The 20,616-nt window shown below is 48.2% G+C and carries 16 protein-coding genes; 3 read left to right on the top strand and 13 right to left on the bottom strand.

Features of this window, described 5'->3' with window-relative positions; genetic code table 11:
* Positions 1-101 precede the first annotated feature (101 nt).
* The 4 genes from BM210_RS19290 to BM210_RS19270 all read right to left on the bottom strand — a co-directional run bounded on the left by BM210_RS19290 (position 102) and on the right by BM210_RS19270 (position 4,453).
* Positions 102-1,745 (bottom strand): copper amine oxidase N-terminal domain-containing protein, encoded by a 1,644-nt coding sequence (locus tag BM210_RS19290; RefSeq protein WP_091171509.1) that lies wholly within the window; start codon positions 1,743-1,745, stop codon positions 102-104.
* Positions 1,746-1,963: 218 nt separating this feature from the next.
* Positions 1,964-2,707 (bottom strand): oxygen-insensitive NADPH nitroreductase, encoded by a 744-nt coding sequence (nfsA, locus tag BM210_RS19280; RefSeq protein WP_091171505.1) that lies wholly within the window; start codon positions 2,705-2,707, stop codon positions 1,964-1,966.
* Between the two features lie 365 nt (positions 2,708-3,072).
* Positions 3,073-3,345 carry a hypothetical protein gene (locus tag BM210_RS19275; protein WP_091171503.1) on the bottom strand — a complete coding sequence of 91 codons (273 nt, stop codon included), beginning with the start codon at positions 3,343-3,345 and terminating at the stop codon, positions 3,073-3,075.
* Positions 3,346-3,520: 175 nt separating this feature from the next.
* Entirely contained in the window at positions 3,521-4,453 is a 933-nt protein-coding gene (locus BM210_RS19270) for an ArsR/SmtB family transcription factor (RefSeq protein ID WP_091171500.1), read from the bottom strand.
* A 133-nt stretch (positions 4,454-4,586) separates the two neighbouring features.
* Between BM210_RS19270 and BM210_RS19265 the strand changes: the two genes are divergently transcribed.
* Both BM210_RS19265 and BM210_RS19260 read left to right on the top strand, forming a co-directional pair.
* The gene (locus tag BM210_RS19265; RefSeq protein WP_091171499.1) at positions 4,587-7,367 is read left to right on the top strand and encodes a glycoside hydrolase family 2 protein; all 2,781 of its coding nucleotides are present in this window, start codon (positions 4,587-4,589) and stop codon (positions 7,365-7,367) included.
* Between the two features lie 154 nt (positions 7,368-7,521).
* On the top strand, positions 7,522-7,902 hold the full coding sequence (locus tag BM210_RS19260) for a hypothetical protein (RefSeq protein WP_091171496.1): 381 nt from the start codon (positions 7,522-7,524) through the stop codon (positions 7,900-7,902).
* 163 nt (positions 7,903-8,065) lie between these two features.
* On the opposite strand, the gene BM210_RS19255 is transcribed toward BM210_RS19260, so the two are convergent.
* From BM210_RS19255 to BM210_RS19245, 3 genes are all read right to left on the bottom strand, one after another.
* A complete protein-coding gene (locus BM210_RS19255; RefSeq protein WP_091171494.1) occupies positions 8,066-8,716 on the bottom strand; it encodes an MBL fold metallo-hydrolase in 651 nt (216 codons plus the stop codon).
* A gap of 12 nt (positions 8,717-8,728) precedes the next feature.
* Positions 8,729-9,295 carry a thioredoxin family protein gene (locus BM210_RS19250; protein WP_091171492.1) on the bottom strand — a complete coding sequence of 189 codons (567 nt, stop codon included), beginning with the start codon at positions 9,293-9,295 and terminating at the stop codon, positions 8,729-8,731.
* Between the two features lie 111 nt (positions 9,296-9,406).
* Positions 9,407-10,012, bottom strand: a complete 606-nt coding sequence (locus tag BM210_RS19245; RefSeq protein ID WP_091171490.1) for an undecaprenyl phosphate transporter UptA — start codon at positions 10,010-10,012, stop codon at positions 9,407-9,409.
* Between the two features lie 172 nt (positions 10,013-10,184).
* Between BM210_RS19245 and BM210_RS19240 the strand changes: the two genes are divergently transcribed.
* Positions 10,185-10,505 (top strand): dehydrogenase, encoded by a 321-nt coding sequence (locus BM210_RS19240; RefSeq protein WP_091171487.1) that lies wholly within the window; start codon positions 10,185-10,187, stop codon positions 10,503-10,505.
* Between the two features lie 238 nt (positions 10,506-10,743).
* Here BM210_RS19240 and BM210_RS19235 read toward each other — a convergent pair whose 3' ends face one another.
* The 6 genes from BM210_RS19235 to BM210_RS19210 all read right to left on the bottom strand — a co-directional run bounded on the left by BM210_RS19235 (position 10,744) and on the right by BM210_RS19210 (position 20,539).
* Entirely contained in the window at positions 10,744-11,625 is an 882-nt protein-coding gene (locus BM210_RS19235; protein ID WP_091171486.1) for a carbohydrate ABC transporter permease, read from the bottom strand.
* A gap of 16 nt (positions 11,626-11,641) precedes the next feature.
* Positions 11,642-12,610, bottom strand: coding sequence for an ABC transporter permease (locus tag BM210_RS19230; RefSeq protein WP_371263500.1), 969 nt, complete (start codon positions 12,608-12,610; stop codon positions 11,642-11,644).
* 50 nt (positions 12,611-12,660) lie between these two features.
* Complete coding sequence (locus tag BM210_RS19225) at positions 12,661-15,489, bottom strand: hypothetical protein (protein WP_091171483.1); 2,829 nt, start codon at positions 15,487-15,489, stop codon at positions 12,661-12,663.
* Positions 15,490-15,520: 31 nt separating this feature from the next.
* Positions 15,521-16,609, bottom strand: coding sequence for a mandelate racemase/muconate lactonizing enzyme family protein (locus BM210_RS19220; protein WP_091171481.1), 1,089 nt, complete (start codon positions 16,607-16,609; stop codon positions 15,521-15,523).
* 66 nt (positions 16,610-16,675) lie between these two features.
* Entirely contained in the window at positions 16,676-18,811 is a 2,136-nt protein-coding gene (locus tag BM210_RS19215; RefSeq protein ID WP_091171478.1) for a beta-galactosidase, read from the bottom strand.
* 162 nt (positions 18,812-18,973) lie between these two features.
* Entirely contained in the window at positions 18,974-20,539 is a 1,566-nt protein-coding gene (locus tag BM210_RS19210) for an extracellular solute-binding protein (protein WP_091171474.1), read from the bottom strand.
* Between the last annotated feature and the right edge of the window lie 77 nt (positions 20,540-20,616).

Raw genomic sequence — 20,616 nt, 5'->3', positions numbered from 1 at the left:
ATCCCGCCCCTACTCAACCGTTATGAATGATATTATACATGACTCCAATGAAAACGTCTGTTGCCGATTTTCCTCTCCGTGGAATCGCTGTATGTCAAGGATCATTTCATCGCTTGGGTTAGGGTAATCGAATTATCCCCTTCATTCCAGGTTACGGTCCACCCCAGAAGCTCTGTAATAAAACGAAGCGGAACGACTGTGCGGCCATCTTTATTGATGTAGACTTGTGCCCCGATATTTTGTCTCACTCCGTTAACTTCCATGAAGTCTTTGCCGATCCAGAATTTCAGCATGCTGCTTCCGGCTTTAACTCCAACTTCTTTAGTCGCATCATTCCACATCACTTCTGCACCGATGCCTTCACTCAAATAACGCAGCGGGATGTATGTGTTGTCACCGGACATGAATGGAGCGGTATCCATCATGATTGCTTTATCATTGATTTTCAGCTCGTTGCTGTTCAGCTTCATCCATACCTTGGTCATGTTCACAGGGCCTGCTGGGGTTGGAGCCGGTGCTGGCGTTGTAGTCATAGGGATCTGAAATTTAGCATTGTTTTGTGTAACAATCGCCCCACCCAAAGCCTGCCCTACACCAAACATAAATTTGTAGCCTTCACGGAACGTTGCATAAGAAGCATCATAATTTTGGGCTACATATTGATCAAACGTTTGTTGAACCTGATCTTCATGCGCCCGCAAAGCGTCCTGTGCACCCTTGGTTGGCAAATTCTCGCCAGTCGCTGTTCCCAAAAATGCTCCGAATTCAGTTACGAATTTGCTGATACGCTGCTTGGCTGCTGCCAGAGCTGCGGCATCACCATTTTTAGTCGCTATCACGATGTCACTTTGTGCATGGATATGATCGCCTACCCAAATTTTCTCAAAGGCATTCCCACCGTCAATCCCATAGATGGAGGTTACTGCCGCTTTAAAGTCCACGGTATTGCCAGCTTCTGCACGAATCAGAGCATTGTAATCCTTGGAGCCTTCATATTGCTTCGGCATTTCCAGTGCTGACAGTGCGAAATGCTCGGATGCGAGGCTGTTCAGTGCCGATCTCAGATCGGCTGCTGGTGTATCGGCTTTGCTGTTCGCGAACTTTTCCGGCATTTGTGTAGTTATGGCAGTTGCCAACGCTTTACTGATAGCGAACATTTCGTTGAAGCCGACGCGGAATGTATCGTAAGCTCCGGTTAGGTCACCTTTTACATAGCTGTCAAACGTATCCTGAACGTGCTTCTCATGGGAACGGATAACATCAGCCGCTGCTTGCTCAGGAAGCTTGCCGCCGGTTGCCGTTGCGAGGAATTTGGCAAATTCAACGACAAAGCCCTGAATTTGGTCTTGGGCTTTCTTCACTGCGGAAGGATCGTTTGCCTTCAATCCTTTGACTACATCGTCGGTGTATTTGTTATGGGCACGAAAGATCCGCTCGAATTCCATACCACCAGCCTCACCATAAAGCGATGCAATAGCAGGCTGCATATCCAGAGCATTTTGATCCAGTGCCTTATAAGCGGCGGCTGCATCTGGTGATCCGTCATAAGCTTTCGTCATCGCCGTGACTGCCAGTACGAAGTGTTCGGATAAAAGGTTATCCAGAGCTGCTCTCAAATCCGCTGCAGGTGTATTCACAGTTGCCATCGACGCCATTGGGGCCGTTTCTGCGTAAGCAGCCATTGGGATAACAGGGACCAGCATCGATAAGCTCAGTACAGGGACCAGTAATTTTTTCATTTTCATATCAATTCCTCTTTTCTATGTTTTGTTGGTAGCTAATGTCGCTTGTTTCTTTACACTTACTACAACGGGCTTCATCTCCATTCAGATCACCTTTTGTTAAAAAGAAAAAATGGCTAAATTTCACCGAATTTCGTTTCAAATCGGCTTTTATTGGGTATAAGCACAAAAAAACGGCAGAGCTCGTTTGCCCTGCCGTCGCACAATTTACACCTTGTATCCTATTCCACATCCAGACCCTGCGCTTCCAAATAAGCTTTGACATCCATACGCGTAGGCGTCTTCAGCTTATTCCTCATATCCTCCGACCAGGTTCCGCTTCGCTTACCACCGGTTCGTTTGAGGATATAATCCTTCATCGTTTGATCGTATTTCAATATTTGCTCCTCCATACCGTCTGTTTGATATGTATTATGATGCAGGACAGCTTTCTGCGGCAAACGCGGCCGTTGACCAGGATCTTGATCCGGGTAGCCTATGCACATGCCAAATAAGGGACTTGTATATTTCGGCAGCCGTAGAAGCGTAGAAACGCCCTCAATATGATTACGAACACTCCCTATATATACAATGCCCATACCTAAGGACTCGGCTGCAATAGCGGCATTCTGAGCGGCTAACGCAGCATCGACAGTCGCGACAATCCAATTTTCCGCAGTCCCCAGATATGCTTTGTCCGCATTCTCATGAATCTCGTACGCTGTACGCAAGCGGTGCAGATCAGCGCACCATACGAGGAAAATCGGACTATTCACCACATACGACTGATTGCCCGTCCATTCAGAAATCTGTTGGCGCATCCCCGCGTTCGTTACATGAATGATACTATAAGCCTGTACATGGCTTGAGCTTGAAGCCCATTGGGCAGCTGATATGATGGTATCCAACTGCTCCTGCGTAACCGGCTGATTCGTAAATTTACGAATGGATTGATGGCTTGTCAAAAGCTTGATGGTTTCATTCATACAATCGCCTACCCTCTTGTCATTTAGTAACGCGGACAGCAGCTTTTATACGGATATTATAGGAACTGTCACACATTGATTGCAAGGGCAAGGATAATGTTAAAACCGTCAACTCTCCAGCTTCACCTGACTTACAACTGATAGCATACAGAATATCGGTCAGCAGTACCATTCCATTTATGTATAATGACCTTACAACTAGCTGTCCTTTGTGTAAACTCCATCGAAAGGCCCCTTGGTATAAAGCTTATGATGAGTAAGGGGCCTTTCTAATAGGGCCATTGACATCAGCGCGTCCGCTAATGGCAGTCGAGTCAGATCCTGTTCATGGACTCAAACATTCCAAAAATGGCCTACTACACGCTTTATCTGTGAAAACCACGAAGAATTATGACGAGCAAGATATACAGAACCAGGATAGCACCCATTGATAATCCTCCTGTTGGCTTGCAATGGGCGTGATGATGTTTTTTGGGTTCATAGATGTTAATCTCTTCAAAGCTGGCATGAACCATGACCGGGGCTGCTTGATTAGCGGGCATATACGGCATTGGATTCATCGATGCAGGTGATACATTTGTAGGCATTTGCATGTTGGGCATTTGTGAATTGGACATTGACGGTTGATATCTTTCCATTTGGGACACCTCCATAATGTGTAGGGCGCGTTACGAGTGAACACACCATCAGTCTATGGAGATTTACCTATGGGAAACACGGTATTCACCTATATGAATAAAAATAGACGGCTGCCCGTAATCGGACTACCGTCTATACCTGATGTTTGGTTATGAATACTCCTAACCGCTTCTGCTAACAATCACCACGAACAAACCGAAGCTTCAATTCCTGCGGGTGATCGCCAAAGCCGGCTCCAAACAGATTCATTCCGCGACAATTCTCAGCGTCCGAACGAACCTCCAGCCTTACCTTGATCGGTCGGTTGTAATGTAGATCTAGCGCTGGAAGCGTCATGTCCGAGCACTTGACTCCATTAATACAGCTCTCCGTCTCCGAAATGCTCCATTCGGTCAGCAAGCCATACTGTGTGCAGCCGAATGCAAGACTCTGGGAAAGCTTTCCCTTTCTGTCGCCATAATCCCCATCACAGGTCCAAGTCCCAACCTGCTTCCCATTGATGCTCAGCGTAATATCAGACGGCCACTCTTGATTATAGCCTGCTGCCTCCGAACACAGCTCAGCGCTTATAAGCAGTTTGCGCAGCGGCACACCGCCAGGCAGCGGATTGGCAAACACATATTCCACATATCCAGCCTCACTAAACCAAAGGAGATTCGCCTTAGTTCGCTCCGGCATATAGAAAGCGCGCGGATCGTCCGGACAACCTATAGCTCCTTCCATACCATGCAGTCCGCAAGGCGGCTGAATGACACAATCCGTATATAGACCGATAGGCATCGAAATCTCTTCAATTTGCTGCAGCCCTTCGCCAGGGCGCAGCGGCAGCTCGAACAGGAGTGCATCGAGAACTCGGGAGCAAATCTTCTCCCGGCTGCCCCCGCTCGTAGACGAACTAATAAGACCCGCCTGTTCCAAACCTTGCACATTAATAGAAACGGTGGGCTGTGCGACACCCAACTCCTCAACCAACTGTGAAATACTTTTGGGACGCTCTCCCAAAGCTTCCAAAATACGCAGACGTAAATCTCCCGATAGTGCCTTCGCTACCTCCTGTATCTGATTTGCAGGTACACGTCTCACTGTATCGATTTGTTCATCAGCCATGCTCATCCATCCTTCTCTATTCAACATTCAAAATTCACAATGTATATTGCATTTTGCAAATATTTTAATTGCGTTTATATAATATACATTGTATATTCTGTATATCAAATAAGCAATGAAAGGTTGTGTACATATGACTACATCTGCAAATGAGGTATTAATCAGACCTGAATATCCAAGACCGGATTGGCAGAGAGCGGACTGGCTTAATTTGAATGGGGACTGGAGCTTTGGTTTTGACATCGACAATCAGGGTTTAACCGGGCGTTGGTTTGATGGGACGACCCAAGCTTTGGATAGAACGATTACCGTCCCTTTTTCCTGGGCCTCCCCTTTGTCCGGTATTGGCGAGAATGTAAAAGGAATCGCTTGGTACCGTCGTACCGTTCAATGGACGCCTGAAGCGAAGGGCTCTCGCTTGTTCCTTCGATTCGGTGCTGTTGATTACGAATGCCACGTATGGGTAAATCAGATTCAAGTAGGCAGTCATCGCGGTGGTTATGGGACCTTTGAGCTGGAGGTGACCCACGCTTGGAATTCGGATCAGGAAAATGTAATCGTTATTCGTGTTGAAGACCAGGATGAAGCCTATCAAACACGAGGTAAGCAGGGATACGGTGAAATCCGTGGGTTATGGCAAACGGTTTGGATAGAATCAAGACCCGAACAATATGTGGATCATGTCCAATTTATTACCGAACTTGACGGTTCAGTGACCGTAAAGGGTGTAGTTCAGGCTGCTTCTGCACAAGACGCTGTATTGAGCTTTGCCTTTGACGGTTCCGTGTCCCATACGGTAAATCTGCAGCTTCAGTCAGGAGAACAAGCTTTTCAAACCGCTTTTCAAGTGGATCAGCCTCGACTATGGAGTCCCAATGACCCTTATTTGTATGAAGGTACGATTACGCTCAGCTTAGCGAACAATGCTTCCGATCAAACAGGCGGAACGGACTGTGTACAGACGTATTTCGGCATACGTACGATAGGTACCGTACTGCCTGAAGGTTTACAGTCACGTTGGATTACGCTTAACGACAAACCAATATTTTTGAATGGAACTCTGGACCAATCGTTCCATCCTACAGGCTTCTTCACCTATCCGACCGATGATATGATGCGTGATGAGATTTATCGTTTGAAGCGGTTGGGCCTGAACTTCGTGCGTATTCATATTAAACCTGAGGAGCCACGCAAGCTGTACTGGGCGGACAAACTCGGGATGCTTGTAATGGAGGATATGCCCTGCTTCTGGGGAACTCCTGATGAACAAGCACAAAATGCCTATAAGCCTGAAGCACTTGAAACGATCCAGCGGGACTGGAACCATCCTTCGATCATTTCCTGGGTCATCTTCAATGAGAGCTGGGGATTGCTTCACAAAACCGAAGCGGACACAGGTAAAGTTACTTCCATCTATTTACCGGAAACGCAAGAATGGGTCAAACAGGTGTATGAGTGGGCCAAAGTTATCGATCCCACACGGTTGGTCGAGGATAACTCCCCATGTCGCAACGATCATGTGAAGAGTGATTTGAATACATGGCATTTCTACCTTAATGGCTACCAACTGCTGCGTGACCATGTCGAAGAGGCCGCCCGCAGCACCTATCCCGGCTCTACCTGGAATTATATAGATGGACATCAGCAGTCTGATGCGCCGCTTATGAACAGTGAATGTGGAGCAGTATGGGGTATTGAAGGCAGCGCCGGCGATAGCGATCTTGGCTGGCATTATCGATATATGCTGAATGAATTCCGTCGACATGAGAACATATGCGGCTTCGTGTTCACTGAGTTTAAGGATGTGACCAATGAATTCAACGGTTATTATCGAATCGATGATTCGGAAAAGGACTTCGGCTACGGTGGATTTTGTGAAGAAATGAGCCTGCGTGATCTCCATCAGCCGGACTTTATCGTTATCGATGCACCACCATGCACAACCGTAACTAGCGGTCAGCAGGTCAGCATTCCGCTGGCTGTATCGAGCTTCGCCGATACGTACCAGGGTCAGAGCATGCAGCTATCTTGGAAGCTATGGTACGACCATCTGGGAGAAAAAACGATAGCTGCTCAAGGCACCGAAGCCATTAGTTGGAGTAAATACGGCACAACCACGTTGAGAACGCTTGAGCTTTACATGCCGGAGAACGATGCCGTAGCTGTGCTCGTCGTGGAGCTCAAAGATCCTTCACGTGCCTCAAGCCATTCGGTTGCACGTAACTTCATCACCTTCGATGTTCGCAGCCAAACCGCTCAAGGACTATTTGACCTGGAAGGACAATGGCAGCAGGTCGAGCCGGCGAGCTTCTCACAGCAGCATTGGGACTATGCCTGGCAGGCGCTGCAGCATAGCAAGGTAAATGGCAGCGGCATGAACGGCGGCTATTTTGAATATGAAATCGATATTTCCGGTCTGACTGCGGAGCACCCCTTTGGTGATCTCGATCTGTTTCTTGAAGCCGGCGCCAAACAGTTATTGGAGAAGGACCAGCAGCTGATCGATGACCCATCCGTCGATATCTCTTTCATGCATGGCAAGAAGGCAGATCCCGGTATGAACGCCAATTCGTATTTTATGACTGATACCATCAAACATCCAAGCACAGTTAACGTCTACGTCGACAACATACAAATCGATCAGCTGCAGCTCCCGGATGATCCAGCAGACAGTCGCGGTGTGCTATCGTGGCATTATCAGATTGATGACCGCAGGCTTGATGAAGCCGGCTCCTACGGTTACCTGCAGCACATCCGGATTCCGAGTCGACTCACGCCCGAGATTATTGCCAGAGGCTCCTTCCGGTTAAAGCTAGAGGTTCCTGCTGATCTGCCAGAAGGCTCCGGCGGCCTATGTCTATATGGACGCAACGCGGGACGTTATCCGATTGATATCCTGGTTCGCTGTAAATAATTTCCAACAATCCCACCATCTAAACCTATACAGAACGCTTGATGGAGCGCTTCGGAAGTGGCATAATAGAAGAATCCCGTGTTCAGGATACATTTACGCTTACAGGTTCTGCGAGTGATGTAAGCGTTTAAGTAAAGGTGAGGAGTGTTGTGTAATGGAAAAACCAACTGGTGTTCCACAGGATTTGTTGGAGCTGATTCTAAAGAACGTGATTACCGTTTCCGAGGTAACAAGGACAGAGAAACTATCCGAGATTCTGGATTCTTATGCAAACAAGCAAAATAACGACATCTACACGCTTCAAAATGCAGATAATAAGCAAGCACGAGGCATTGTTGTGGATTTGGATTATTTTTTGGAATTAATTTATATTAAACGACTCGTTGAGGAATCGGAGCATGTAAGCGTGGATCCGGCTGCGTTGGACAACTTCAAGCAGACAGTCACAGCCAAAGTCGATGAAGAAGCGGAAAAGCTGGTGCCTGCTCATGATGATTTGGCGGATATTATGAAGATAGCGGAAATCGAGCTTTAAACGGAATGATGGGTAAGATGATTAAACCAGGGGACTGCCAAGCGGCAGTCCTCTTCGTGTGTCCCTCCACATGTTCAGCCTGCGTGATATAAAAGTAAAACAAAAGCTCCTTCATTACCGCTTCTACGAGCGATAACGAAAGAGCTTAAATCATCGACAAACGCTACACGTACGGGTTATTATCCCGCTCGTAGCCGATCGTCGTTTTCACACCATGACCTGGGTATACCACCGTCTCATCCGATAGATTGAACAGCTTGCCATGTATCGAATCAAGCAGTTCTTCCGATCTGCCTCCTGGCAGGTCGGTACGCCCGACCGACAAGCGGAACAGCACGTCGCCACCGAACAAATACCAGCCCTCGGTTTCAGAGCCGATCAGAAAGCTGACACTGCCCGGAGAATGTCCTGGCGTATGCAGTACCTTAATCTCCAAGCCAATCATCTTCAATACTTGACCTTGATCCAAAGCGAATTCGGCTGGATCGGTCTGGATCGGTCCGCCAAGCTCGGGATATTTCGTAGAGCCGTTCAGCTTCGGATTCGTTAGCCAGTCTGCTTCTGCATCATGCAGATAGACCGGACAGCCCTTCAGCTTGCGGATCTCATCCACACTGCCGATATGGTCAAAATGGGCATGCGTAAGTAAAATAGCTTCAATCTGCAGGTCTCCGATCCGCTTCAGGAGCGGCTTGGGATTCATGCCGGGATCAATAATAATCGCTTTGCCCTCATTGGGTCTGGACAGTAGGTAGGCGTTTGTCCCAATTGGTCCCAATGAGAACGATTCAATCTTCAGTCCTTCAATACTCATGCTACGCCCGCCTTAAAACGAGGAAAGCAGATCGCGAAGTTCTTTGACGATAACGGTTTGATAACCAGTGCCTTCTCCGTACTGACGACCCATTTCCTGGCGCGCCACCTGAATTTTCTCATTATAATCCGCAGCGTTACGATCCGGATTTTCTTTTTTGAACTGCGTCATAACCGACTGCACATGCGCCGGACGAGGTCCCCAATGCCCAAGTACATGACCGCTGAAATCGGTGAAAATAATGATTGGGACGGCTTCCCCGCCACCAGTCAAAAACTGCGCCATCACATCGGGATGCTCTTCCTTAATTAATACCTCAGTCGGTATACCGGAAATTTCCAAAGCACGGAACACGGCAGGCACGTTACGTACAACATCGCCGCACCAATCAGCGATCAATGCGAGGCAGCACAGGTCATCACGATTATTCAAGGATTCGAAGAATTCCTTGTCGTCCTCGTTTTCCCATGTAAAAGCTTCATACCACTCCACAAATTTTTCCTTATTCTTCGTCATACCTTCAATAAATTGCTGCGGCTTTAAGCCTGTGCGAAGCTTGCTTTCCAGGTTTGTACTCATGGATCCTATTACCTCCTTATGGGCTGCTTTCCTTTTTATTTTAACGAGAAACCACAGCGAAAACAAACTCTACTTTTCAATCACTTTCGTACAGCGGCTATCCTCTTATTTTTAGACGCTTCGCTTGCGGTTACGAGTCAATACTTTATAAATAATATACAAAAGAATAAGAATAATGCCCGAAATAATCAAAGGTCTCAAATACGGAGTTGCAATCTCATTGATTTGCTCCCAATTCGAGCCCAGTGTACGACCCAGATAAACGAATAAAACTGCCCATGGAATCGTTCCAAGCATCGTGTACAAAAGAAATTGCAGCATCGGCATCCGCGCCATACCTGCGGGAATGGAGATCGCCTGCCGCACAACCGGGATAAATCTGGCCGTGAACACCATCCCCGCTCCATATTTGTTGAACCATTTTTCTGCCATGTTAATGAAATGCGGCTTAAGCAGCAAATATTTGCCGTATTTTTCAATAAAGGGTCTGCCCCCATACCGTCCGATCCAATACAGGATAACCTGCTGGAGCACGCAACCGATCGTTCCGAATATGATGGCTCCGAGGAACGATACCCTTCCCTGTGAAACCAGATATCCACCAAAGGACAGCACAAGCTCGCTCGGAATCACCTCAAGCATCAATCCGAGTAAAATACCCCATACACCCAGACTCTCAATAAATACTAAAGCGCTATGAATCAATTCTTTTAGCATCCTCTTCCAGCCTCTTCCTCTCTACTCCGGAATAACTCCGCCTCATTATCTTTTTCATTCTATCATACTTACAGGTAATCGAACCAGAGTCCTGCTAGCCGCGGTTTTGTATCAGGTACAGTTTCCCTCGCGGCTTCTTCCGCATAATCTATACAGGAAGGAGAGAGGTCTTATGGTGAACTCGTTAAACAATAATGTAAAGCATAATCAGGACTATCCCACAGCTCGCAAAATCAGACGTTCCTGCAGCCGCGAAATGTTCCGAGCACGCAAAAAACTCGGGCAGTGGATTGCACCCGAGCTGGTGAAGCAGGCTGACGAGCTCTATTTTAAAAAAGTGATTTTGAATATGCCATGGATTGTGGCAAATGGCAGCAACCGAAGACTACTCTCCGATTGGTGGGATGAGCACATTGCTCCAGAGGTTGCAGAGCTGTGGAAGGTAGACCTCGCTGTATTATCCAAAGCGTTTCGCGATTCATTCGGCGGGTAACAGGTATATAAAGGAGCCACACAGTGCAGCATCCTGCGATTCTGTGTGGCTTACCTGGCACAGTTCAGCTGAACATCGGTCAGCTTAGACTGATCGGTTTCCCGGACATAAGCTTGCTGATGAAGCACCCATTAGGATGAGTGGATAAGTTGGTATCCAGACCGGTTTCAAGCGACACTGCTCCATGCCACTGTGCAGCTCGAATTCTTAGAGAATGAGATAAGTACTTCTCTATTTTTCACCCCTTAACGGAACCAAGCATAACCCCTTTGGCAAAATGCTTTTGCAAGAAAGGATAGATCACCAGAATCGGCGCCATCGACAGCATGATCGCAGCCATCCGGATCGTTTCCTGCGGCAGCGTCCGGTCATCCCCTCCAGCGCCCGCCTGACCCACCCCATTGGAATCGGAGTCGATGACCAGTGTTTTGACGAGTACCTGCAGGGTCCATTTTTTCGAATCGGAAATATAAATCATGGCATTAAAATAAGTGTTCCAGTGGGCGACAGCGAAAAACAACGTAAACGCGGCAATCGCAGGCATGGAAAGCGGAATGACGATCCTTAAAAATACACCCAAATCCGTGCAGCCGTCGATTCGGGCTGAGTCCTCCAGCTCCGGAGGCAGCGATTCGAGAAAGCTTTTGATGACGATCAGACTCCAGGCACTCGTTAAACCTGACCATATTAACGACCAGTATGAATTAAGCAGTCCCAATTCTTTTATCAGAATGTAGCTGGGTACGATCCCCGCATTAAAAACAAGTGTAAAAATGACAGCGCTAAGCATAATTCCACGCCCAGGCATCCCTTTTTTGGTTAGCGCATACGCAAGTGAGAACGATACAATGACGTTGAGCACCGTACCAACTACGGTAATAAACGTAGTGCTTTTAAATGAATTCAGAAAGCTGTTGGTCGACAAAATATATTTGTAGGCAATCAGCGACCATTTTTCCGGAAATACGTAAAATTGCAGCGGCACGTACACCTTCGGGTCTGTAAAGGATACGCTGAACACATATAGAAACGGAAACACACAGACGACCGAGATGATCCCCAGCAGGGTATAGTTCACCCAATCGAAAGGCGTCAGTTTTTTACTGGCAACAAAGCTCATAGCAGGTACCCTCCCCTCAATAAATGCCTTCGTGGCCGAGCTTCTTGACAACGTAATTCGACACCAATACGAGCACTAGACCGACGAAGCCTTTGAACATCCCTACGGTCACGCCTGCGCTGATTTGTCCTTTCAAAATTCCGTGCGTGTAAGCATACGTATCAAATACCTCCGATACCGACAGCACCAATGGATTTTGCATCAGCAGCACTTGCTCAAACCCGATATCCACCATATGACCCAGTCTGAGAATAAGCAAAATAATAATCGTCGGACGAATCGCAGGCAGCGTAACATGCCAGATTTGACGCCAGCGGGAGGCTCCGTCCACAACAGCCGCTTCATAACGCTGCGGATCGACACCTGCCATAGCGGCAAGGAATATGATCGTTCCCCAGCCTGCTTCCTTCCACATATTTTGCGCAGTGATCATGCCCCAGAAGTAGTTCGGGTTGGTCAGAAACGCCACACTTTCGCGGCCGGAGCCGGTAATAAGCTTATTCACGATTCCCACATCGGTCGACAAAATAAAGAAGGTCATACTTGCCACCACGACCCATGACAGGAAGTGGGGCAAGTATACGATTGATTGATTAAACCGTTTGAACGCTTCGTGTCTAACCTCGTTCAGCATGAGCGCGAGCAGAATCGGCAGAGGGAACATGAACACCAGACCGATCAAATTGATTGAAAAGGTATTGCGCAGCATGATATAAAAGTTGTTATCCGAAAATAACGATTCAAAATGCTTTCCTCCGACCCAGGGACTGCCCCAAAATCCGCTGAACGGATTATAGTCCTTGAAGGCAATGAGCAAACCCCACATCGGCACAAATTTGAACAAAATAAAATAAATAATACCCGGTAGTGCTAGAAAATACATATATTTGTACTGCAGCATGCGTATTCCGAGCCGCGGCCAGAATCCGGTTGCCTGCCGTCTTTTTGTAAGCTTCATGTTAGCGAGTGCATTAGGCTCCTGCATAAGCAACACCTCTCTTCGTTTGGGGAATATCAAGCAGCTATTGCTTATGCCTATGCCAGCTGAGTGAGCTCATAATAAGGCTGATTGGACAGATCAGCGTCAAATCCAGGCACTAGCCACGAGAGGCCCTGATCATTTTGAAGCTCAAAATAGTAAACTAGCGGGTATACGGAATCGGTATATGCACCAGGAATGACAGCCTTTAGCTCGCCTTCCGATTCAGACATAACCACAGACTCATAAGCCTCCGCTTGATTCACATGACGGTACAGCAGGGTCACCTTCACTCCATCTGCTGGCCCCGAGAGCTTCACAAGCAGCTCCACAGGAGCCCCCTTGCGATACTTTCCGGGAGAAACATGCTCGCAAACAGGTCGTGCAGACACATCTGCTGCTGTTGGAAAAATATCCGCATAAGCAAGAGCATCCGGGTAATGACCTACAGACACTGCAGCTGGGATAAATTCCTGAATCGACGCGGCTTGCGGGATGAACACGTCCGTGGACGAAGCTGCTGCCACTCCTGCTTCTGTTGAGCCTGCCGCCGTCTCTTCGACTGCTTCCTCCACACCGCTCAGCTGCTTCGCGTACACCTGCTCCATCATGGCGATATTCGCATTGATGTCTTTTAGGCGATCCGCCCAGCTGCCTCGCATGATCTGTACGTGTCCATATACCTGATCAGGCTGATAAACGTCCTTCGTGCTGGCGACCACCTGCTCCCAGGCCGCTTTCGCTAATCGGTAACTACTTAATGCTTCCTCCAGACGCTCTATGCTGCCAGTGCGTTCATACCAGGAATAGGCAACCGCGGAGCGCAGCTTATGTGCAAAGAAATGCCCGAGTCCTGCTTGAGCCGTCACGTCAATAGCAAGCCTGCGGTAAGAAGCTTCTGATGAATCGCCTACAAGTGACTGCGATGCGTTTAAATACTGCTCTGCCGTTTGGGCAAAGCCAGCTAACCAATCCGCCACCTGAAGCGGTGTAATCTTGCCGCTGCGTTGATTGCGCAGGCAGTCATTGACAAAGTCATCGACCCGATAAAACAAAGCAGAGTCCAGCGGACTTACGGAACCAAAGGTTTTTGGTGCCGGCGTATCAAAGTCGTAATGCGAAGGTTCACCTGTGTTAACAATCGTCTGGTCCGTATAGATTTCCGGCCAATAGACGTTGTTAGCTGCCGAAGGCAGATGTGCAGTCGTAATCAGCGGCAGGATCCGTCCTGCATAAGCAAGCGCCTGCTCACAATCCGCTGCAGCCGCTCGGAACTGCTGTCGAAGGTACCTTTGCCATACCTCTGGATCTGTGTCAGGATTATACAGAAGCCGACCCCACAAACGGTAATAGTAGAGATATTTCTTCCACTCTTGACCGTTCAATTGAAGCCTGCTGTCCAAATAAGGCTCACGTCCACCTTCCTTGCCGCTTCCTTTGCGGCCTTTAAAGGCAAGCGGCTCGCACAGCTCAACACCGATGCTTCCGCAAAAGCTTCCGCGCCGGCTGTAGCCTGCTGCCATCGCCGGATCGCCCCACAGCAGCACTCTTTGCGTTCCCGGCCAAATGCGGTGGAGTACCCCATAATTACGGCCCTCTTTCAAGTAATCGCCATAGCCATAGCGGGTAAACCGCCGATAAGTTGCCGTGATTGACATCAGATCCGGACGGTCTGTGCTCGCCACCGGAAGCTCCCAAGGACGAATACCTGCTTGGTGATAAGGAAGTCCCATATGCTCCGCCCAAAACTTGGGTGAAAGCACGACGGGCATTCCCGTATCCAAGAAAAGCTTCAGCATCTGATCGTCTACACCTTTGGTATGCATATCGATTTCAACAGGACGTCCGCAGGCCTTAACACCGCTCATCACGACCTCCCAGAACAAATGGGCCGGTTCAGGAATTCCCCCTTCATAATGGGTTCGAATGGTTACTCCGTCGATTTCAGGGCATGTTTCCAGCAGCAGCTTCAGCGCGTCACGGCAGTAAGCCGCATGATTAGATTCGTCAATGCCTGTAATTTTGTAATCCGAATCTGGACTGTCCTCCTGTACAAAGGCATGCGTCCAAATTCCAAGCTGAAAATGGATGCCGCGCCGCTTAGCTTCCTTAGCTATGTATTGCAGCGTTGTCATATTGCGCTCCATTTCGCCATCAGCCAGCTCTGCGGCACGAACCTCATAACCTGGAACATTCAGCAAAAACGGGTATGCAAAGCAAAAATAGTTATCCTTTACATTCGGGTTATGCCCATAATCGTAGCCCATGCCTAATGCCAAATGGAGCCGATTGAATCGTTGTCCGGCAAGCTCGGTCAAATATTCATCCCAAAACGCCAGGTCATAGAACCATGGCTTATCCTCAACTTCACTTACGAATAAACGATTAATACTTCTCACCTGATTATGCGGCATATCAGAAAATGATGGAGTTGCTTTAAGTGTAGCTGCTGGGTCTTCGCTAAAGGCAATCCGGTCTGCCAGCTCCAATAATCCATACAGCAGACCTTTTGCATCGGCGCCGATCACTGTGATCTTTATTCCAGCAGAATTATGAATATTCACGATGCTGTAGGATTCTGCGACCGTCGGTACTTCGATGCTATGTGCATGCAGAAGCTCCTGTGACTGCGCCGATTCATTCCCCCATATCTGTATTTCGATGCTTCCTGATAAGCTTTTTGAAGCTGCAGTCGATGTTTGCATACTAGCAGCTCTATTTGCAGCTTCATTTACACTGTTATCGCCATTCTTGCTAACGCTAAAGCCTTGACGAATTAATACCGTCTCCAATTGGTTAATCGCCCAGCTTACCGAATCATGAGCTGTCAACGATTCGGAAGCATCACAAACTATCGTTACGGGTACTCCGTTTATTTGCGTCATCGGTCAAAAAGTCTCCTTCATGCTCAAGTTTTTAGATTTGTGAAATCTGGTAATCCGCTTTATCCAGCCATTCGGGGTTAATCGTAACCCCCCATCCCGGGCTATCCGGAATCCGTACCTGTCCGTTAGAAACTTGCAGTTTGGATGTAAACAGCGACTCCGTCCACGCATCCGATTCGATCGTATACTCCATAAATGTGCCGGCATTCGGAATTGCGGCGACCATATGCATGGTGAACACGGTTACCATCGAATGATTGGCTGCATGTGGTGTGCAGGTCATTCCTGCGTACTCGGCCAGCTTAGCTACTTCCAATGCCCGACTTAAACCGCCAATGTAGCAAATATCCGGCTGAACAATATCAACCGCGTGCATCGAAATCATTCTTTTCCAATGCGCCATATCATTATCCTGCTCCCCGCCCGTCACCGCGACGTCCAGAGCATCGGTTACTTGCTTCGTCCATTCCAGCTCCGGATAAGGACACGGCTCCTCATAATGAACAACTCCCTGCTGCTCCAGCATTCGCCCTACTTCAATCGCACGGCGTGGGGTAAAGCCGCTGTTGGCATCGACATACAAAGCTGTATCGTCACCAATCGCCTTCCGTACAGCTGCAACGACTTGCTCCGTCCTGCCTGGGTATACATCAATATCGCGGCCGAAATTATTGGCAATCCTTATTTTGAAAGCTTGGAAGCCCTGATCGGCCTGCAGTCTCTGCAGCCGCTCCGCTTCGTCGGCGGGTGAAATATTGCGTCGCATACTGGACCCATAGACATCAATCGGACGCGGCTTGCCGCCAAGCAGCTCGCAGACGCTAAGGCCAGCACGCTTGCCATGAAGATCCCATAAGGCCGTGTCCAGACCGCCAACAGCTCTGCATACATAGGAACCGGGGAATTTGTGCTCCCCTTCCACAACTCTGTTAACCAAATCGGCAATTCGTTCGGCACTTGCGCCTAATGCATATGGAGCTACCTGCTGATGCAGCACCAATGCGGATATATTCGCGTGATAGGTGGCAATTTGACCATATCCTTCAAAGCCGTCATCGGTTCTCACACGTACAATACTGATATTTCTCGTGGTAAAGGTTTCAATACTTTTTATTTTCACATTGCTCCTCCTTCGACTTGTAGCAGGTTCAATTCAACTCAGCTTCTCTTGCCGTTTCGAAATCATTCACGCCTTGCTAACTGATCCTGCACGAGCGATCCAGGCATCGCGTCCGGGTATTGCAATCTGCAGCCTTGAGCCATGCTGCGTCCACTCTGCATCGCCCCAGTACACATGATCGGCTATCCATGCTCCCCATGCACCGGAAAGCTCGATCTCAATATGTTTTGTTTCTCTGCAAGGGTTTAATATCCAGATATATAGAGACCCATCTGCTCCCTGCGATAATCGGGACTGCACACCGGCGTCTGATATCTTTACATGCGGGTTGATATCAGCCCAGTCCAGCACCTTAGAGAAGTATTGCAGATTTTCCGGAGCCTGCGTTTGATAATAACCTGCCGATGGGAACGTGCCGATCAGCAGTGTTCTCCCCTTGCCATGTGTATGCTCAACAGCAGCAGCGGAACCATCTTCATAATGTCCGGCTACCTGTCCTCCAGTCGTTCTGTAAGATTGATTATATATACCTCCACGCACTTGAATACCGCCGAATTCAAAAGCCAAAGCAGCAGAAATGTCGGGCATAAATTCCACCTGGTCCTCTACAGCACCAAACACTTGATCCAGTCCATAATTAGGCTGCAGTGTCCCGACCTTGCCACGATCTCCGAAATACGCGGGGCAGCCCTCGCTGATCAACACACCGCCATCAGATACCCACTGCCGCAGCGCTTCTGCTTCATTTCTGCCAATCATCACAGGATAAGGCCAATACAGCACACGATAATTAGCGATATCTTCAATATGCACCCAATCTGCTTGAACTCCTTGATCAAAAAATCCTTGATAAGCCCCCCACATCGCCTGCTCATAGAAAGCGTTCTTGCCTTCACGGTTTAATAAATAATCGAAAATCTGTGTATCAGGAACGACCAGAATGCCGATATCTCCCTGCACAGGAACGGATCCAAGCAGCTCCTGCTGTTCAGGAGCATTGGCCCATTTTGCTATGGAGCTGGCCATATCGGAACGCGGCGTTCGCGAGCCGTCCATCGCATAGGGACCAAACGCACCAAACAAAGGTCCGTCCAGCAAAGGCCGCCATCTTGGAAACAGGATACCGCGAGCACCACCGGCAAGCGTGATCATCTGCCAGATGCGAATATCCTCCGGCTCGGTAACCCGGCCGTCATGCTTCGCCCGTCCAATAACCTGCGGCTGCAGCCATAATGGGCCGCCCTGCGTTTCGGCATGCCAGAAGGTTTTGCCGCGCGAAGCAGCACGGGTCAAATCGACAGCGTGCCACTGCTTCCAGGGCTCATTCCCTTTGCGCGAGGCCACCCAGGTAAACCCATACAAATCAACTTTGGAGGCTGCCAGCCAATCATCGGCTCCCATCGAAGCCATGACGTTGATACTGCCCGCTATCCCATGGGCAGTGATCAGATTCTTATCATCAACGCTGCGGATCAGATCGACCCGCCACTGCATATGCTCATAAAAATTGTGTTTCGTAAATTGCAGCCAATCGATACATTCCGGATACGGCCCCAGCTGTTGAGGCGACCTTACCTGCTCCCATGCGGAATAGCTGTATCGGTGCCAGGCTTTGTTTAAGGCCTGCAAGCTTCCGTATTTGCGGTCCAACCACACGCGAAACTTTGCATTTGTGTAGGGTCCATGGCATACCTGCGGAGAATAATTGCATTCGTTCCAGACATCATAACCCACCATCGCGGGATGATCTTTATAACGAAGCGCAAGCGCAGTAAGAAATTTGCCTGCCTGATCTTTCACTTCTGGACAGTCCAGAGACAGCACACCCTGCGAGCCTTCTCCAAAACCTCCACTTGAGCTGCTCACACCCATTTGTGTGCGGAGCGGAGTTCCGTCTGCCTTAATATGGGCAGCATGGGCATATTCGAATGCAGCCCATTCCGGAACCGATATAATCATTTCGGCAATAATGGTCTTCAACCCATGCTGTGCAGCCAAATCCATATGCCGATCGTAATCTTCCCAATCATAAACACCCTTGTCTGTTTCAATGGCTCCCCACATGAACCAATGCCGGTTTATATTCATACCATCCTCTTGGGCTACCGCATAATCACGTTCCCAATCTTCTCTTGGCGGGTTGGATTTACGAAAATAAACGGCGCCGTAGGGTATTTGAGGCAGCTTGCTTAATCCAGCCAATGGTTCCCCTCCTAAATTCCAGGAAATTTGCAATAAGCTTAATTGTGTCAAGTATCCTTAACAAGAACAAAAGGAACGGGTTTACACATCGGGAATTTACAAACCCTGCCTATGTCCCGTTCCTGCATGATCTAACGAAAGTCGCAATCGCTCGCAGCTGTTTTATTTACCAAAAAATTCCTTGTACTTGACAGCAAATTCTTGGTACGATTTTTTGATATCCGCATTTGTATTCAATTTGTCTACATAGCTCTTGTATTCATCCATTGAAATTTGTCCGACGATTGCTTTAATAACCATCGATTGCCATTCTTTTTCATACTTCGGCCAGGTTGTTGTCCACGTATCCGAATAAACAACGTTAAATAGATTCATTTTGCCTACCTTGGCGAATACTTCCGTTTCTTTGATTTTGGCATCATTGTAGGCTTTTGGCGCTGAAGCGTTAAATACCTTCATAATATTGTTGAATGCCAGAGGAAACGGTTGGTTAGCATTGGTCGTGACTTCCTTGACTCCCTGATCGGTAAGCTGTGGTTGTCCGTCAACCAATTTGTGATGCACGCCTTCAATACCAAAATAGTTGAAATCAGTAAATTCTTTAGTTGTGGTCGTATTAAAATATTCAAGAATTTGCTTTACCTTGGCTTCAGGAACTTTCTTTGAGATATAGAACGCTCCGAACAACGGCGGAACCAATGCGACACTCACGCCTCCTGGCCCCTTCATCGGAGGCAAGGTAATGACCTTCGCCTCAGGCTGGACCTTCTTAATATCCTGCTCCCACGAATAGTCGCGCCAAATATTACGGGTATACGAAGCCGCACGACCGGTCGCAAACATTTCCTCAGCCTGCGTTTTCTTGATCGTGGAAAATTCCTTGGCCAAAATCCCATCCGCATACTGCTTGCGGAACCAGTCCACCATTTGCGTATAATTAGGAGTCAAAACTTCTTTGATCAGACCGCCATCCTTGTCAAAAATCGGGTCCAGACCGCCAAAAGCAGCCAAGTAAGAAGAATCGCCATCCGCGAGAAGGAAGCCATGTCCGAGAATACCGATGGTATCCTTCTTGCCGTTGCCATCTAAATCACTTTCAACAATTTTCTTTAGTGCAGCCGAATACTCATCCAAAGTTTGCGGAATCGGCAGATTCAATTTATCCAGCCAGTCCTTACGCATTTTGATGCCGGGATCGATATTCGGACGGTTGCGGGCTACGCCATAGATTTTGCCGTTCACCTTCATATAGTTCCAAACATCCGGGTCTGCGTTTTTCTTAAGATTGGGGTACTTGCTGAAGTCGCCGAGCAGCGGTGTCAGATCCCAAAATGCGCCTTGATTAATCGCATTCAGCAAAGTCGGACGAGTCGCCGATTGGGACACGATTACCTCGGGAAGATTGCCGGAAGCCAGCACCAAATCGAATTTAGTATCATAGTCACCGGATGGAATCCATTCTATATCGAGCTTGCTGTTCGATCTTTTTTGAAACTCTGTCCAATACTGATCAGCCATATTCGGAACTTCGGCAAAAGATGGTACAAGAAACTGGATTTTTACCGGTTCAGCAGCAGCGGGCTTAGTATCCTTTACAGTACTCGTTCCTGTACCTGTTCCGGCAGCAGGTGCTGCGGGAGTGCTTCCTCCTGAGCAACCAGCCAATAAGCTGATGGATAGAACAGGAGCTACTACCCAACTCACTCGTTTACGAAATGATCTTTTCATGTATACCCTCCTAAAAAGTTAGTAGTACCAAACATTTAATCAACCGACCCTTGGAAAGCCAAATAACTGATAGCGCT

Source organism: Paenibacillus sp. 1_12 (assembly GCF_900114475.1).
Lineage (GTDB): Bacteria > Bacillota > Bacilli > Paenibacillales > NBRC-103111 > Paenibacillus_S.
The sequence above is the reverse complement of the archived record's forward strand: the minus strand, read 5'-3'. Positions and strand labels throughout refer to the sequence as shown.

Excerpts from the sequence above, each read along its gene's own strand:
- BM210_RS19210 (WP_091171474.1), bottom strand. The coding sequence starts at position 20,539 with ATGAAAAGATCATTTCGTAAACGAGTGAGTTGGGTAGTAGCTCCTGTT.
- BM210_RS19250 (WP_091171492.1), bottom strand. The coding sequence starts at position 9,295 with ATGAGTACAAACCTGGAAAGCAAGCTTCGCACAGGCTTAAAGCCGCAG.
- BM210_RS19240 (WP_091171487.1), top strand. The coding sequence starts at position 10,185 with ATGGTGAACTCGTTAAACAATAATGTAAAGCATAATCAGGACTATCCC.
- nfsA (WP_091171505.1), bottom strand. The coding sequence starts at position 2,707 with ATGAATGAAACCATCAAGCTTTTGACAAGCCATCAATCCATTCGTAAA.
- BM210_RS19230 (WP_371263500.1), bottom strand. The coding sequence starts at position 12,610 with ATGCAGGAGCCTAATGCACTCGCTAACATGAAGCTTACAAAAAGACGG.
- BM210_RS19270 (WP_091171500.1), bottom strand. The coding sequence starts at position 4,453 with ATGGCTGATGAACAAATCGATACAGTGAGACGTGTACCTGCAAATCAG.
- BM210_RS19245 (WP_091171490.1), bottom strand. The coding sequence starts at position 10,012 with ATGCTAAAAGAATTGATTCATAGCGCTTTAGTATTTATTGAGAGTCTG.
- BM210_RS19255 (WP_091171494.1), bottom strand. The coding sequence starts at position 8,716 with ATGAGTATTGAAGGACTGAAGATTGAATCGTTCTCATTGGGACCAATT.
- BM210_RS19275 (WP_091171503.1), bottom strand. The coding sequence starts at position 3,345 with ATGGAAAGATATCAACCGTCAATGTCCAATTCACAAATGCCCAACATG.
- BM210_RS19235 (WP_091171486.1), bottom strand. The coding sequence starts at position 11,625 with ATGAGCTTTGTTGCCAGTAAAAAACTGACGCCTTTCGATTGGGTGAAC.
- BM210_RS19290 (WP_091171509.1), bottom strand. The coding sequence starts at position 1,745 with ATGAAAATGAAAAAATTACTGGTCCCTGTACTGAGCTTATCGATGCTG.
- BM210_RS19225 (WP_091171483.1), bottom strand. The coding sequence starts at position 15,489 with ATGACGCAAATAAACGGAGTACCCGTAACGATAGTTTGTGATGCTTCC.
- BM210_RS19265 (WP_091171499.1), top strand. The coding sequence starts at position 4,587 with ATGACTACATCTGCAAATGAGGTATTAATCAGACCTGAATATCCAAGA.
- BM210_RS19260 (WP_091171496.1), top strand. The coding sequence starts at position 7,522 with ATGGAAAAACCAACTGGTGTTCCACAGGATTTGTTGGAGCTGATTCTA.